This is a genomic window from Mycolicibacterium stellerae (genome assembly GCF_003719305.1).
Lineage (GTDB): Bacteria > Actinomycetota > Actinomycetes > Mycobacteriales > Mycobacteriaceae > Mycobacterium > Mycobacterium stellerae.
In genome coordinates, this window is the sequence record NZ_RARC01000010.1 from 79,818 (window position 1) to 94,851 (window position 15,034).

A 15,034-nucleotide genomic window follows, 5' to 3' on the forward strand; every position below is an offset into this window, starting at 1 on the left:
CGATCTCGGTGCGGGTCACACCGTCTGCTCGCTCACCGCGCGCACCCGCAACTGGAACTCGAGCTGCGCCGCGGCTTTCCGAGCGGCGGCTACGGCCTCATCGGCCGTATCACCTACGGCACGTACATATGCGATGCGCGAGTCCGAGGACTCAAGGGCGCCGATCGTGCTGCCCGGTCGGATCAGCAGTTCGACCTCGGTGACTCCCGCGGCGTTACGGGCCTCGTCGAGGCCGCTGACATCTGCGACCACACCGGCGGCCGGCGCGGCGACAAACCAGATAGCCGAGCGGCGGGAGGGCCGGTCCTCCGCCAGCACCGCGCGGAGGTCGGGGAGTACCTTCTCGCCCACCGTCTGCCTCACGACGAACTCGGCGAGGTCGACACCGGTGGCTTCAAAGGTCAGGGCCGGAATCTCGTCACCGCCCATCCGTACATGGGTTTCGATCACCCGCGGACCAGCGGCGGTCATGACGATTTCGGTGTGAGTGGCGCCGAATTCCACATCAAGGGCCTCGAGCACCCGTTCCACGTAGGCGCCGACGTCCTCCTGCTGATTCGAGGTGAGGTCTGCTGAGGCCACGTGCCCGAGCTCGACGAAGGTGGTCGGATCGGAGAACTTTCGGGTGATGGAGACGACCTGGTGCTCGCCGAGCTCAGAGAACGCTTCGACACTGAACTGAGGGCCTTCGTGGAACTGCTCGATCAGCACCCCGGCATGCGGCACGCCGTCGTACCGACCGCTGGCCCGCTCGAACGCCGAAGCCAACTCGCTGTCACGCCTGACCACCGCAACGCCGGCACTTCCTGAGCCGGCTACCGGCTTGACCACACACGGGAATCCGTGATCACAGACGAAGGCCTTCAAGGCGGCCAGGTCAGCCACTACCGCCGAAGCCGTTGTGTCGACACCGGTTTCGCGAAGTCTGGCCCGCATCGCATGCTTGTCGTGCACCAGCTCTACGGTCTGCGGCGAGTGGGTGGTGGTGCCGAGCGCCTCCCCGATCACGGCACAGCGGTCCTGGTCGGTCTCGCCGAAGGTGGCGATCCGGGTGAACGGATCTAGCTCGTGTGCGGCCCTGGCCAGTGCAATCCACTCCTCGTCGGGGGCGTCGTGTCGCACCGCGATGACCCGGGTGTGCTCGGTCAGCTCTCGGAGCTTGGCGACGAATTCCAGACGGCAGATCACCGATGTCTTGGTGCCGGGAATTGCCCGCCGGACGCGGGCGGGAAGGTCGCGGCCACTGCCGACGACGAGAACATGCTCGGTCATGAATTCACCTCGGTTGGTTGGGGGTTGGGAGGACAACGGGTAACGGCGGTGCTCTGCCGCTCGGTCAGACAGCGGCGCGCCGCTGTTCGCGACACCAGGGCGGCGGTCCCGAAGGCTCCGGCCAGTATCGGCCAGGCGATCATGCCGGTGGGCATCAGCACCACGACCAGCAGGCCAGGGCCGATGACCTTCTGCCCGCTGAAACCCAGGCTGAACGCACCGAGATAGCGGGCGCGGGCGCCCTCAGGCGACAGTTCCGCGGACAGCTCCCAGGCCGCCACCTCTTGGAGGTTCTCGGCGACCGAAAGCGCCACGACCGCAACCAGTATCGCGAAGACCGCAACGGTGGCCGACGCCGCCTGGCCCACCGCGAAGAATCCACAGCAGATCGCCATCAACGCGCCGGAAAGCACCAGCAGCCGGATCGCCGCGCGCGGCCCGGCGGCGAACCTGGCGACGTAGACCTGAAGCAGCACGGTCAGCACCGTGTTGACCGCCATCAAGACCGGCACCAACGCAACCGGTACCGCGGTGTGCTCGATGACCCAAATCGGCAGCAGAACGATCAGCACGGTGTCGTAGAGAGACAGGACGCCATTGCCGACGGTGAAGACCATGAACCACCGATCGCGGAATGGGGATCGGACTCCCGCAGTGGCTGGCGCCGCCGGTACGGGTGTGGTGCGCTCGCCGACCGGGCCCGCCTTTGACAGCACGTGCCGCACCGTGGCTGCGACCACGACGAAGGAGAGTCCGTTACCCACGAAGACCACCGTGAACACGGATGGCTCAGCCGTGGCGAAGGCGGCGGCGGCGAGGAGGAAGCCGACCGTCAGGCCCACGTTCCGGATGGCCCGGATGGAGGCCATCGTCTTGGTGCGGTCTTGGCCTCCGATCAACGCCGTCACAACGGCCTGCTGGATCGGTGAGCTCGACCGGTCGGCGGCGGTGAGCAATACGGTGAGCACGAGGAAGCCCTTGAAGTCGGAGACGAACGCGAAGCAGCCGTAACCGAGACCGCGCAGCAGCAGGAGGGCGACGTAGAAACGTCCCGTCCCCAGCCGGTCAGCCAACCGGCCGAGCGGTACCGGCGCGAGCAGGGCGACAGCTCCGGCAAGAGCGGTCGCCAGGGCGACCTGCGCCGCGGCGATGCCGACGACACCAACGAAATAGAGGGCGAAGGAGGCGAAGAACATTCCCGTGCCCAACGAGTCGATGCCTGCACCGATCGCGAGTGTGCGGCCGGCGTGGCTGCTGGGGAGCAGCATCACACCCAGCCGCCTGATCACGCCGTTCACTGTGGAACCTCCTGGGGCGCATGCCCTATCGCTCGTATCAAGTCGGCGGACCGTCGCACGTGGATAGCGGTTGCTGCCTCGGGTGCGGGGCGGCGAAGGTGGTTCCACGCGTAGCGACGTGCGGCATTGACCAACAGCTCCGTGGTGGCTGCCGGTCCGCCCTTTGCGGCCTGCGCCACCAGCGCGGCCGCAATGAGCAGCCGGCCTATCCGGTCGACCAGCACCCATCCCGCGGCGGCCACGGTCGCGGGGTCGGCTCCGACCCACTCGTGACGCGTGGTGTCCAGCGTCTGCAGCCCGTCGTTCACGATCCGCCAGGCGGCTGAGAGCCGCCCTTCTGGCGTCGCGCCGAGCAGCTCCTTGGCTCGATCGACAACGGCGTCGAAATGCTCAGGAAGGGTGAGCATTACGAGCGCGTCCTCGGTAAGGGCGAACGTGTCCAGCCCGGTGCCGTCCTGCCCGCCCGCCAGGACGGCGTCCGCGGCGACCACGTAGGCGGCAGACCGTGCGGCCGCCCTCAAGGCGGGGCCGTGCGAAGGGCCCGGGAGGGCCTGCCAGGCCCGCGCAGCGATCAGGTCCACAGCCCGGTCGGCGGCCTCCTCGCGCCGGGCGACGGCAGCGGGACGGTTGTCGTCGAACAACGCTACGGCGGCATCGGCCAGCTGTGCGACAACGTCCTCCAGGATCGCCATGCCGTCGGCGGCCGGCGCCGCCGCGGCCGGGGCGGGCGACAGGGGAGTGGCTGAGTTGATGCCTGAATGCCCAACGTATTCGAGCCAATGTCGGTAGGCGGGGTTGCGCCCGCGGACTACATCGTTGAATGCATCGCGCAGGTGTGCGGTGATCGGTCCGCAGCCGGCCGCTGCCGTTGGACGGTCGTCAACTGAGGCAACCGGGATGATCTCGGCCGCGGTTCCGGTGAGGAACGCCTCGTCGGCGACGTACAGCTCGCTGCGGGTCAGGCTCTGCTCGTGGACCGCGTAGCCCAGGTCTCGGGCCAGCGTGATGACGGTGTCCCTGGTGACACCCGCCAGGATGTTGTCGCTGATCGGCGGTGTGATCAACTTCCCATCGCGGACCGCGAAGATGTTGGCGGCGGAGGCTTCGGACACGTGCCCGGTCGGGGTGAGCATCAGGGCGTCGTCGTAGCCGGCGCGGGTAGCAGCGAGCTTGGCGAGCGCCGAGTTGACGTATGCGCCGGTCGCCTTGGCGAGCGGGGGGACCGAGTGAATCCCGTTGCGTTGCCAGCTACTTACGACGAGTCGGCACCCCTCCTGGTCCGCCTTCTCGCCGAGATATGACCCCCAGGGCCAGGCCGCGATGGCCACCCGCGCACTGTCCAGCGCGGGGGCGACGCCCATCGCGCCATAGCCGAGATAGACGATGGGACGCAGATAGCCCGACTCCAGACCGGTGCGGTGCATCAGTTCGAGCGAAGCCTCGGTGAGCTCGTCGACCGTCCAGCCGGGATCCATGAGGTAGACCCTCGCCGAGTCGTGCAGCCGCTTCAGATGGTCTCGCAGTCGGAAGACGGCCGGACCATCTGCGGTCGGATAAGCCCGGATGCCTTCGTAGACACCCCACCCGTAGTGCAGGCTGGGAGTCAGCACGTGGACCTGTGCTTGATCCCACGGGACGAACTCTCCGTCCATCCAGACGGTGTCGGTTGGTGTCAGTTTCACTGCTGCGCTCCAATTGTGTTGGTAACTGAGGGGATTCGGGACGGCACGGGCGTGGCGGTGGCTCCCACGAGGCCCAGCTGGCGCTCGATGCTTTGCGACTGAAGCGCGAGCACCTCGCGATAGGTGTCGGCCTGCGCGCCGTGGAACGCGAACCAGCCCCAACGAGGCCGCAGCTCGCAGCCTCGCGTGACCTTGGCCTCGTAGGCGGCGAGTCCGTAGTGGATTCGTCGTATTCGGTGTTCCACCGCCCATCGAGCCGTCTCGTGATAATCGACCGCGAAGTAGCAGCCCCTCGCGTCTGGAGCAGTGCCGCCCGTCCGGGCAAACAGCGCGTCGCGGGTGCGCAGGTACAGGACGAAGCTATCGATGCGGCCGTCCCGCTCGGCGCTCAACACGACGCAGCTCTCGCCCAATTCGTCGCGTACGGCGTTCAAGTCGCTGCGAACGCGGTCCTCGCCGCCCGGCAGCCCATACTTGGCCCGGTGGGCGACCTGCAGCTCTACCAAGTCGTCGTTGATCGCATCGGGACCGGTACGAACCACGGTGCTCCACCCCGCCGCCGCATAACTTCGCAGCTCCTTTTTCACTTGGTACCGGCGACGCTTGCTGAGGCCGGCCAGGTAGCCCTCCCAAGTCGTGTCGGGTAATTCGAGCACGCCCTCGGCGCCAAGCAGAGTGGCCGCGTATCCGACGCGAGCTGCGGACTGGTCGATGTCCGCGGCCTCCGGTTCGCCGACATACAGCATTGCGACGCTGCGGCAACTCAGCTCAGCGGCGGCCTGCAGCAGCAGTTCAGGGAGCGCGGCCATGAGCGCGCGGCGCTGGTCGCCGGTTCGATCATGAGCGTGCGCCACGCCGTGGTGGTTACCGAAAGTGGCGAGCGCCAGCGACGGATACTGGTCCGGATCTGGCAGGGTCGCCGTCAGCTCGGCCCAGCGCTGTTGGTCGGATGGGTCGAGCAGCTCGGGCTCCGCCAATGCGCCCGCGGTTCCGGCCAGTCTGGGCGGATCGTAGAAGAGCAGGCCGCCAGGCTTCGCAGTTATCAGCAGCGGTGCGAGCGCAACGGCCTTGTCGTCTTCGCGCACTTCGAGGTAACGCACCTCGTGCAGGTTCGTCCGTTCGGTGAACCTGCACCAACGCTCGTCCTCCCAGATGATGTCCGGATCGGCCAGGCCGCCGAAGTCTTGCGATGATGGACGTGCGTTGGGCGGCAACAGATGACTGGAGTAGGTCATCGCACGCCACCGCCATGCTCAACGAGCTCCCAGCCGAAGCCGGTGCTCACCAACGCGGCGGACAGATGCAGCTTCTCACCCAGCGCGACACCGTCGGTGTCGGTGATCACCCAGCTGGCCAGGAAGTCCGCGGACTTGCGACGCTCATAGCGCTCGTCGCCCCATTCGTCGCCGACATGCGTGTGCAGGGTGAAATCGGTTACCCCGGGCGGCTTTTCGGGAAGGCGCAATACCCGGCCTCGTCTGGGGGGAACCCCGTAGAAGGCCGCATGGGGGGCGGTCCGTACTCGCCGGCGCACCGTGTCGAGGTCGGTCGGCAACCCGCACTCCACCCGCGACCACAGCTCTCGCGGGTCGATTCCCAGAACCTGACGGAGCATCTTCGGTATCGGGCCACCGGCGATGCGGGCGGCGACCTCGCACAGCACGATCTCGCCGTTGGCGGTGACGAAAAACTCGGCGTGCACGCAGACGGTGGGCGGCGAGGGCAGCGCGTCCACGAGTCGCCAGGTCTCCTGCACTAGGCGATCGGTCAGCGGGTCAGCGGTATCAAGGGTGCGGGAGCCGAAGGGGGCGTCGGTCCAATGTTCGAGGCATCCCTGGCCGGTGTACCGCGACGCGACCGCCGCAACCGGGACCCCGTCGACTCGGAACGCGTCGACATGATGAAGAACACCTTCGACGAACTCCTCGACTTCGTACGGCTCGGTCGATACGACGCCGGCGAGGTCGGCAGCCTGTTCCGGGGCATCGAGAACATATACGCCGGTGGAACCGGAACCACCGCGTGGCTTGACCACGACCCGCCCGGGATGGGAGGCCATGAAGTCCGCGATCTCGTCGGCGTTCGTCGCCGGCGCGAAGTCGGGCACCCGAATCCCGGCCGCCCGTGCGAACAGCTTCATCGGCACCTTGTCGCGGTAAACGGTCGCGGCGACGGTGCCAAGTCCGGGCAGGTTGAGCTCGCCACGGAGCACAGCGGCTCGGGCGACGTCGATTTCGGCAAGAGCCAGGATCGCCCGGGGCCGGTGCCGCTTGGCGGCCGCCCTTGCGGCGTCGAGCACCGCGTCGTCGTCGGTGTAGTCGGCGACAGTGACGACCTCGGCGAACCCGTCGCCGACCCCGACACCAGCCGCAGTGACCGCCACCAGCCGACCGCTCTCCTCCGAAAGCCATTGCGCGAAGGGCAAACCGGCGTTCCGGGGACTGATTAGCACGAGAATCACGACGCGATCTCCTCATCCGGGACGACCGCAGCCGTTGGACCAGCCACGCGGAGACTTGCGGCCAGTGCGGTGAGGACGTCAGCTGTCTTGGCGTCCAGCGGGATACCCCGCTGCCACCGCTCGTGTTCGTGTGCGCGTTGCGGGTCGCCGGGAGCCAGTACCGGTTGACTGCGATTCGCCGGCGTGGCCGCGCGCACGGTGCCCAACAAATCAGCCAGCCCGGCGCTGAAATTCTGCTGGCCGGTGAAGGCGTGCGGATCCAGGGCGAGCAGAAGATGACCAACCCCGCGTCCCTGCCCGGGCGTGCCCTCACCGACCTGAGAAAGCTGCCAGTCCAGCGGCGCCCCGGTCAGTACGCCTGCGAGCAGGGTGACCGCCATGGCCAGGCCCTGTCCCTTGTATCCACCGAGTGGCGACAGCGCGTACGCCTCGTCGGGTTCCGCCGTCGGTCGCCCGTCGGCGTCGGTCACCCAGCCGCTGTCCAGCGGTTGCCGCTGGGCCCGGCGGTGCTTGATCTCACCGAAGCAGACCTGGCTGGTGGCCATGTCGAGGGCGAACTCGTCGCCCTCGCCGCCCGCAGCCACGCTGATCGGGTTGGTGCCGAACAATGGCTCGACGCCGCCGTACGGGGCTACCCGCGATGCTGCCGAAGTGACCGCTAAGCCGACCAGACCGTCGCGGGCGAGCCGCCGGGTGTAGACCGAGGCCGCACCGAAGTGGTTGGAGTTGCGGACACCCACGGCTGCGACCCCGAACTGCCGGGCGCGTTCCGCGGCGGTCCGGGCGGCAGCCAACCCCGCGAGAACGCCGAGCGCGCCGTCGGCGTCTATCAGCAGTCCCGCGCCGCGGTCTTGGATCACGCGGATACGGGCTTTCGCATTGGCGACGCCGGTCGCGAGCTCGTCCAGATACTGCGGCAGCAACCGCAAGCCATGGGTGTCGATACCGCGCAACGAGGTGTCCACGAGCGCGTCGGCCACCAACTTGGCGTCAGCCGCGGGCAATCCAGCCTTGGTGAGCGCGACCCGGGACAGCGATCGAGCCTCGTGTTCTCCGACGACCGGAACCTCTTGCTGCAGTGGAAAGTACGAAGTCATGAAAGGAATAGTCGCGATAAATGGGTGGATCCGTAATCGTCGGGAAGCCAGATTCCACTACTGAAAGGGAAAGGGTTTCCTATCCGCGTGGTAAGCCCAATCCGATTGGGCCGGCACATGACGGTTGCCCGTGCCCCGGAGTTGCAGCGGTTGCCGTTGGCGCGACGGGGGAACTACAGGTCACGAATCTGAAGATGACGCCCGATCGAGGAAGCGATCGCCTACGCGCAGCGCGGGCCCATGGTCAGCGTGCACTCCGGTACATGAAGCAATGCGGTCCAATGCCGGGCATCTCGAATTGCCCACCAACGGTGTGGAACCCGTGTCTGTGGTAGAAGCCCGCAGCGGAGGTGCGCGCGTTGCACCAGACCCCTTGGGCGCCGGCGACAACGGCGTGGGTGAGCGCAGTGCGCAGCAGGGCACTGCCAGCACCGGTGCCACGTACCTCGTCGACGGTGGCCATGCCACGGAGCCGCCAGCCGCGGCCCTGTTTCAGGCCTGGGACGGCGAATTCGGCAGGCGGATCCTCGTGGTACACCGAGGCCGCGCCGACCCGACGACCCTTGTGCAGCGCGGCAAAATGCCGGGAGCCGGGTCGAACATCCTCTGGGTACGAGCACAGCTCGGCGGGCTGATCTGGGCGCAACACCTGGTGGCGAATGGGCCACACGTCGGCGGCGTCTACTGGTCGCACCCGCCAGCCCAGCGCGGCTGGGTCCGGGACGTAACCTGAGCCCGGCCGGTCGGGCACGGTGATCCCGCCCCGGCTGTCGAGCGTCAACCCATCTCCGGTGTTCACCGCCAGCAGGTCAACAACATCGACGTCCAGGTGGTCGGCTAGGGCACCGAGGTGAGCGGTGGCGGAGACACCCGCTGCGGACTCGGGCATGCAGCCGAGCATCGTGATCAGACCGCGCTGACGAGCCGCGCGCAGCAGTGCAAGGGAAGGCGTGATTCCTCCGGCCTTCATGGGTTTGACGTTGATGCCGTTGAACGCCTCGGTGCAGGCGTTCAGGTCGGCCGCCGAGGTGATGCTCTCGTCGGCGATTACCGGGATGAGACTGCGGTGCTTCAGGATTCGGGCGTGCTCCCAGGCTGATCGCGGAAAGGGCTGCTCGATCAGCGACACCCCGAGCGCCTGCATCTCGGCCAGCGCTGCAAGCACCTTGGACAGTTCCCAGCCGCAGTTGCCGTCAACGTAGAACGGCGCGTCGGTATGACGACGGAGCTGCCGCAGCACAGTGAGGTCGCCGGGATCGGCGAGCTTGACCTTGTACGCCGACCACCCCAGTCGCTCACACAGCTTGCCCACCATCACCGACGGCTCGTCGAGGCCGATGCTGAAGCTCGATCGAAGGCCCTCCGGCGCGTCGAGTCCGAGGGCCCGCCACATCGGCACGCCGAGCAGTCGTGCTCGCAGATCATGCACGGCAGCATCGATGGCGGCGAGCGCGAACGGCGAGCCGGGCAGTTGGGCCGCGAGCACCTCCCACACGTCAAACGGGTTGTCCGGGCGTAGTTTTGCCAACAGTGGAGCTACCCGACGAAGATCGCTGTGCAGCTGTTCCAGGTCGGAGTTGTAGTGGTCGGTCATGAACGCAGACGCTTCGCCGAACCCGCTCACGCCGTCTTGGTCCAGTTCGACGATCAGCGCGTGCTGGACCGGGATTGCCTCTCTGGTTGACCGCCAGAGATGACGCTGAGTCAAGCTGATCTCATGCGCGATGACCTTCACCGGGCATCCACTTCGACGTCCGCGCCGAAGAATTCGCGGTCACGGGTGCCATATGGGCGAAGCTCGTCCCACCACTGGGCGTGCGGGTCATAGGCGGCGAAGAACGGCCTGCCGACCATTTCGGGTCGGCGCGCCTGCAGCATGCGCAACGCGAATGCGGGCCCACGGTCCAGTTCGACCACGCCGTCGATGGCAACCTTGCCGGGCGTCGCGGACATCACCGGACCCCTGGCGGTCCGCCCGAGACCGGAAACCCGTTGCAGGGCACCGCGATAGATTTCCGTCGCTGTGGCGAGCGGCATGCCGTAGTACCGCCGCGCACCGGTGTCGCGTTCGACGAACATGTAGTAGGGCACGACGCCATTGCGGACTTCGGCCTGCCATAGCTCCGCCCACGTGTGCGGGTCGTCGTTGACATGCCGCACCACCGGGGCCTGAGCCCGTAACACGGCACCGGTCGACGCGAGCCGCGACAGCGCCGCCTTGACCGCGTCGGTCTTCAACTCCGTCGGGTGCGACAGGTGCAGCATCATCGCGACGTGCTTGCCTGCTGCGGTTAGCCGCTCGAGCAACCGAAGCAGGCTGTCCGCCTCCGGTCCGGCCAGCAGCCGGTACGGCCAGAACGAGAGGGCCTTCGTTCCGATCCGGATCGTCTCGACGTGCTCCCGGCCTGGCTCGAGCAGCGGCTCAAGGTAACTGGCCAGCAGATCGGTGCGCATGACCAGGGGGTCGCCGCCGGTCAGGAGGACGTCGGTGATCTCCGGGTGACGGCTGATGTAGTTGGTCATCGTCTCCGGCGCGGGCACCGCCTGCTTCAGCTCCGGCCGCTCCACGAATTGCGCCCAGCGGAAGCAGTAGCCGCAGTAGCTGTGGCAGGTCTGCCCCTGACGCGGGAACACAAGAAGCGTCTCCGGATATTTATGCTGCAAGCCCCAGGCGTCGAGCTCCTCGTCCTGAGGAACGTTCATGCTCAGCTGGTTACTGGGGTGGGGATTCAGCGCGTATTGCACCTTGGTGACGGCCTGCCGGATGCCCTCCTTGTCGCCGGCCAGCACGGCCTCCTCGACCAATTCGAAGTGCTCGATATCGAGCATGTCGCGGTGTGGGAAGGTCAGCCGGTAGATCGGGTCGTTGGGCGCCAGGTCCCAGTCGATCAGCTCGTCGACCACATAGCTGCTGACCTTGAAGGGCAGCACCTGAGACACCACGCGCGCATCGTGGGCGAGATCGGTGTCGCCGGTGCGCTCGCCGACGAGACGGCAGAGCCGGTCGCCACTCACCGACTTCGGAGCAAGGGCCGCACGGTCGCCGTTGGCAGGCAAGGTCATTTCTTCACCTCCGCAAGTCCCCAGTCGAAGTCGACCTCACCGAGGACGTCCATTTCGGACATCAGTGAATGCAGGCCGGTGTAGTCGCGGACCAGACGCGAGCTGGACTTGTCGGCCTGGACGTCAGCGATCATCCGGTCGGCGCCGGGGACTTGTTCGGCCGCAAGGATGGCAGTCCACGACGCGTAGTCGGTCGCGACGAACGCATCGAGGCCCGCGACGAGCATGTCAAGGAAGAAGCGGCGCTTGTCGGCGTCAAGCACGTCGTAGACGAGCTTCGCCATCTCGTCGGAGATCGACGCGTGGCAATACTCGTCCCGGTTGTGCAGCCTGGCGGTCGTGGAATTCACGACCTGGATGTCGGGATCATCGGCAAGCAGGTCGAGATACGCGTTGATCGAGATCTCAGAGACCGTCGCGAAGGCCAACGTGGTCAGGCTGCGCTGCCAGCGTTCGGTCCATTGCGCGCGCAGTAGCTGATGCGTTCTGGCCGTGTGTGAATCGGGTAAGACTCTGTCGGGGAAGGCATGCTTGCGCTTCCGCCTCGTCAACGCGCTCGCACTGATGTGCATCAGGCTGTGGTACTGCTCGTCGACCATCGCCTGAGCAAGTGCGATCTCCATGTCATGTTCACCGAGGCCGGGAAATTCGCCCTCCATCACGAGCGCGAACGCCGGGTTGGCGACGCGCTGCTCGGCGAGCACCGTATGCCGGTTGTAGGCGATCCAGGCCCAGCTGAGCAGACGGGAGCGCAGCTCGTCCGGCAACGCCTGCCAGGTGGGGTGGTCACGGAACGGAATGATCCGCTCGGGATAGTCGGCTCGGTCGGCATCGAAGAGCGCGTCAAGGTCGGGCTCGTCGCGCTTGACCGTGGCGCGCCGTCGCCAGTTGCCGGCAAGGCGGCTGATGACCGCGTTCTCGGCAATGTCGGTCGGGTCGAAGGACGGCAGTCCCGGTAGGTGCACCAGACCGTCGGCGTCCGTCCGCAGTGAAATGTCGTTGTTGGTCATGCCCGCCTCCAGTCGCTGCAAAAGAACCGGGTCAGGTGACGAGAGCGATCGGCGTATTCCGACCGCGCGTGCAGCATCCGCTGGTTGTCCCAGATCAGTAGCGCGCCGTCGGGGATCAGGACGCTGGTGCGCAGGTCTCGAAAGAGGTCGCTGACACGGCGTGCCAGCCGGCGGCCGGGCTCGCCGAGCGGCAACCCAGAGTGTTCGACATCGGCGTCGAGGGCGGGGTCGTAGTCGGAGGTGGTCAGCAGGTTGTAGCTGAAGCGGGCGACCGTATCGCCGGCGGCGTCGGTGCTCAGCATCGTGCTACGGACGCCTCCGTTCGGTCCCGGGAAATCCAACTCGGCATCGGTCATCAGGCCGATCTCGTCGGCGTCGAGCGCCCCGACCAATTTCCGCACGTCCAGCAGATCGGTGTGGCCTCCGCCGCAGCGAGCCTGGCGGTGACAGAACAGCGCTAGGTAGGCGGGGCTGGGATGCCATCCAGGCGCCTCGGTATGGGCCAAGATCGTGTTCGCGCTTTGCGAATACGCCTTGTGGTCATTTCCCGGCCGGTAGGTCACCTCGTGAACGAGGTGGCCGTTGTATTGCGGGATCAGGTCACCCACGGAGCGGACGAGTTCCTCTGCGGCCGCCAGGTTGCCGACGTCTGGGACGACGACGTAGCCCCATCGGTCCAATCGCCGTTGGTTCGCATGGCTTAGTGCGTTGGGTGAAGCCGGCACGGAGCCGGCCGGGTGGGCCCGGCCACTGCGATTGAATTGAACGATCGAATCCCCGGCCGCCTCCTGCGCTGCCGGGCCAGCCAGCACCTCGGCGAGCCCCGATGCGTACCAGATGGATTGTGGTTCTTCCCAGTACGTAGTCATGAGAGCAATGGTCGTGATCAAATGGCGGTTCGGTAATCGTTGCGAAGCCAGATTCCACTTCTGAAAGAGAAGGGTTTCCTATCCGCCGGGTAAGCAACCCGGCGTGGGCAGAATGCAAGCGCTTGGAAAACCCTCTAATGACCTTCGCCTATGCCATCCTCGTGCTCAAGGAATAAGGGGGCACATACATGGTCTCGAGGTTCATGCGGCGGCTGAGCGGCGCACTTGCGTGCATGCTGCTCGCCGCGTGCGGCGCGTCGCAACCCGCCACCCCCTCCAACACAGGGCCGGAGGAACTGAACTACTCCCGACAGATGCCGACCATCGCCACCGGTGACTTGGCCGCCCGTGGCACCGTGACGAGCTCATCGGACCAGACGCCGTTCGATTTCAGCGAGCTGCCTGCCGGCTCAACGGCACACACGATGGTGTACCGATCGATATCCGGCATCACTGGTTCGCCCGCCGTGGTGTCCGGCGCGGTATTCACGCCGCCGGGCGACCCACCGCCCGGAGGATGGCCTGTCATCGGCTACGCCCATGGAACCGTTGGGGTGACCCCCGACTGTGGGCCAACCGCGGATTCCCGCCTGCTCGGCGACATCACTTCGGTGGCGATACAGCTCAAGCTCGGCTACGCGGTGGCATACACCGACTACGCGGGACTGGGCAAGCCCGCCGGGTCAAGCCAGGACGCGGCGACATCACATGCCTACCTGGAGCCAAAGTCGGCCGCGTTCAACCTCATCGACGCGGTGCGAGCCGCCCGCACGGTGGTGCCGCAGCTGTCGTCGCGCTGGGTGGCCTTGGGATCGTCGCAGGGCGGCGAGACCGCCTGGGCGGCCGCCGAATATTTTGCGGCCTACGGGCAGGGCACCGATCTGCTCGGCGCCGCGGCGTTGGTCCCCACGCTCGACATGTCTGGACTGGTGCAGCGGGCCGAATCCTCGACATTGACCGCCGACCAGACGTATTTGTACCCGAATGTGATCGAGGGTCTCGCCGCGGTCGACAAGTCCATCGATCCGAACGATTACCTGCACGGCGTTCTACGCGACGACGAAAAGACGTTGCTTGCCTGCCTGCCGCCGGCTTCGGCGGGCAAGGAGGCCTTGGCGAGTAAGTTCACTGGCTCCGACGCCAAGCCGTCATCGGCGGAGGCGGCCGACCGGCTGCGAGAGCGGCTCACCTCCTATGCGCTGCCACAACAGCCGACCAAAATCCCACTGCTGGCGATCTACGGCGGATCCGACCAGACCGTTCCCCCGGAATGGACCGAGGTCGCCATGGGCCGGGCCTGTGCCCACGGCGACAGCATTTTGCGGATCCGCATGGAAGGGCAAGGGCACAGGCTGGATCCCGGCGCGCTGTTGGGCCAATGGATCGCCGATCGCTTCGCCGGCGTCCCCGCCGTCGGCAACTGCTGACCGCCGAACAGCCGCGCTACCAGGACGCCAGTGCGGCCGTGGCCGCAGCCGTGGTTGCGGCCGAAGTCGTGAGCCGCCAGTCGGGCGCATCCGGGTTGCCGTCGACCTCGAACCAGATCAGGCCGCGGACGTCGGTGCTGGCAAGCCAGCTGATGAAATCGGAGATCCAGCGGGACTTGTCGCCGCCTTGGTCGCCGCAGCCGACCTCGTTGATCCACACCGGTTTTCCCGGCGCGAGTTGGGTGACAAGGGGCAACGTGGTGCCGAAAAGCTCAGCCGGCTGGGTCCATTGATGGCCTGGCCGGTCGCCGAAGTTGTAGCCGTCGACGCCGACGATGTCGACGAAATTGTCGCCGGGGTAGCACCGTGAGATCGCCTCGGCATCGCCGTTGACGATGACGTTCGGGCACCACACCCACTCAACGCGCTTGGCACCCGCGTCGTCGAAAATGCCGCGTACTCTGCGGTAGGCCGCGACGTAATCCTGCGCCGAACCGCCAGGTGATCCCACCGCCCATGGGTACCAGTCGCCGTTCATTTCGTGTGCGAACCGAAGCCGGAACGGCTTGTCGTAGGAGGCCGCCTGCTCGGCCCAGGCGCGCACATAGGTGTCGTATCGACCACCCGCGATCTGTCCGGCGGTGTAAGCCGCCTGGTGCTTGCCCGCGCGGGGATCCCACGGTTCCCACGTCAACTCCGGGGTACAGCCGGTTGCCGCAGCGGCCTCCAGAAACATGGTGGGCAGCGAATTCTCCCAGACGAAAGCCTCGTAGACGGTCAACACGTCAAGTCGCTTGCCCAATTGCTGCGCGGCTGCCTGTGACCGCTGCACCGTTGCATCGTCGAGACCGGTTG

Annotated in this window: 12 protein-coding genes; 1 reads left to right on the forward strand and 11 read right to left on the reverse strand. The window is 66.7% G+C overall.

Going from position 1 to position 15,034, the window contains the following annotated elements:
• Nucleotides 1-15: 15 nt before the first annotated feature.
• The 10 genes from D6M19_RS14805 to D6M19_RS14850 all read right to left on the reverse strand — a co-directional run bounded on the left by D6M19_RS14805 (nt 16) and on the right by D6M19_RS14850 (nt 12,752).
• A complete protein-coding gene (locus D6M19_RS14805) occupies nt 16-1,272 on the reverse strand; it encodes an ATP-grasp domain-containing protein (protein WP_123025985.1) in 1,257 nt (418 codons plus the stop codon).
• A complete protein-coding gene (locus D6M19_RS14810; RefSeq protein ID WP_234834863.1) occupies nt 1,269-2,561 on the reverse strand; it encodes an MFS transporter in 1,293 nt (430 codons plus the stop codon). The genes D6M19_RS14805 and D6M19_RS14810 overlap by 4 nt, the downstream gene beginning before the upstream one ends.
• 5 nt (nt 2,562-2,566) lie before the next feature.
• On the reverse strand, nt 2,567-4,252 hold the full coding sequence (locus D6M19_RS34800) for a branched-chain amino acid transaminase (protein WP_234834864.1): 1,686 nt from the start codon (nt 4,250-4,252) through the stop codon (nt 2,567-2,569).
• Nucleotides 4,249-5,487, reverse strand: coding sequence for a GNAT family N-acetyltransferase (locus tag D6M19_RS14820; protein ID WP_123025987.1), 1,239 nt, complete (start codon nt 5,485-5,487; stop codon nt 4,249-4,251). Before D6M19_RS14820 ends, D6M19_RS34800 begins: the two co-directional genes overlap by 4 nt.
• Nucleotides 5,484-6,635: an ATP-grasp domain-containing protein gene (locus D6M19_RS14825; RefSeq protein WP_234834865.1), complete on the reverse strand. Its 1,152-nt coding sequence runs from the start codon at nt 6,633-6,635 to the stop codon at nt 5,484-5,486. Before D6M19_RS14825 ends, D6M19_RS14820 begins: the two co-directional genes overlap by 4 nt.
• 74 nt (nt 6,636-6,709) lie before the next feature.
• Nucleotides 6,710-7,810, reverse strand: coding sequence for an Ldh family oxidoreductase (locus tag D6M19_RS14830; protein WP_123025989.1), 1,101 nt, complete (start codon nt 7,808-7,810; stop codon nt 6,710-6,712).
• A gap of 244 nt (nt 7,811-8,054) precedes the next feature.
• A complete protein-coding gene (locus D6M19_RS14835) occupies nt 8,055-9,545 on the reverse strand; it encodes a GNAT family N-acetyltransferase (RefSeq protein ID WP_123025990.1) in 1,491 nt (496 codons plus the stop codon).
• A complete protein-coding gene (locus D6M19_RS14840; RefSeq protein ID WP_123025991.1) occupies nt 9,542-10,873 on the reverse strand; it encodes a KamA family radical SAM protein in 1,332 nt (443 codons plus the stop codon). Before D6M19_RS14840 ends, D6M19_RS14835 begins: the two co-directional genes overlap by 4 nt.
• The gene (locus D6M19_RS14845; protein WP_123026092.1) at nt 10,870-11,883 is read right to left on the reverse strand and encodes an AurF N-oxygenase family protein; all 1,014 of its coding nucleotides are present in this window, start codon (nt 11,881-11,883) and stop codon (nt 10,870-10,872) included. The genes D6M19_RS14840 and D6M19_RS14845 overlap by 4 nt, the downstream gene beginning before the upstream one ends.
• On the reverse strand, nt 11,880-12,752 hold the full coding sequence (locus D6M19_RS14850) for a TauD/TfdA family dioxygenase (RefSeq protein ID WP_123025992.1): 873 nt from the start codon (nt 12,750-12,752) through the stop codon (nt 11,880-11,882). Before D6M19_RS14850 ends, D6M19_RS14845 begins: the two co-directional genes overlap by 4 nt.
• 188 nt (nt 12,753-12,940) lie before the next feature.
• Between D6M19_RS14850 and D6M19_RS14855 the strand changes: the two genes are divergently transcribed.
• Nucleotides 12,941-14,179, forward strand: a complete 1,239-nt coding sequence (locus D6M19_RS14855; RefSeq protein ID WP_234834866.1) for a lipase family protein — start codon at nt 12,941-12,943, stop codon at nt 14,177-14,179.
• A gap of 16 nt (nt 14,180-14,195) precedes the next feature.
• On the opposite strand, the gene D6M19_RS14860 is transcribed toward D6M19_RS14855, so the two are convergent.
• On the reverse strand, nt 14,196-15,011 hold the full coding sequence (locus D6M19_RS14860) for a glycoside hydrolase family 26 protein (protein WP_164478493.1): 816 nt from the start codon (nt 15,009-15,011) through the stop codon (nt 14,196-14,198).
• Between the last annotated feature and the right edge of the window lie 23 nt (nt 15,012-15,034).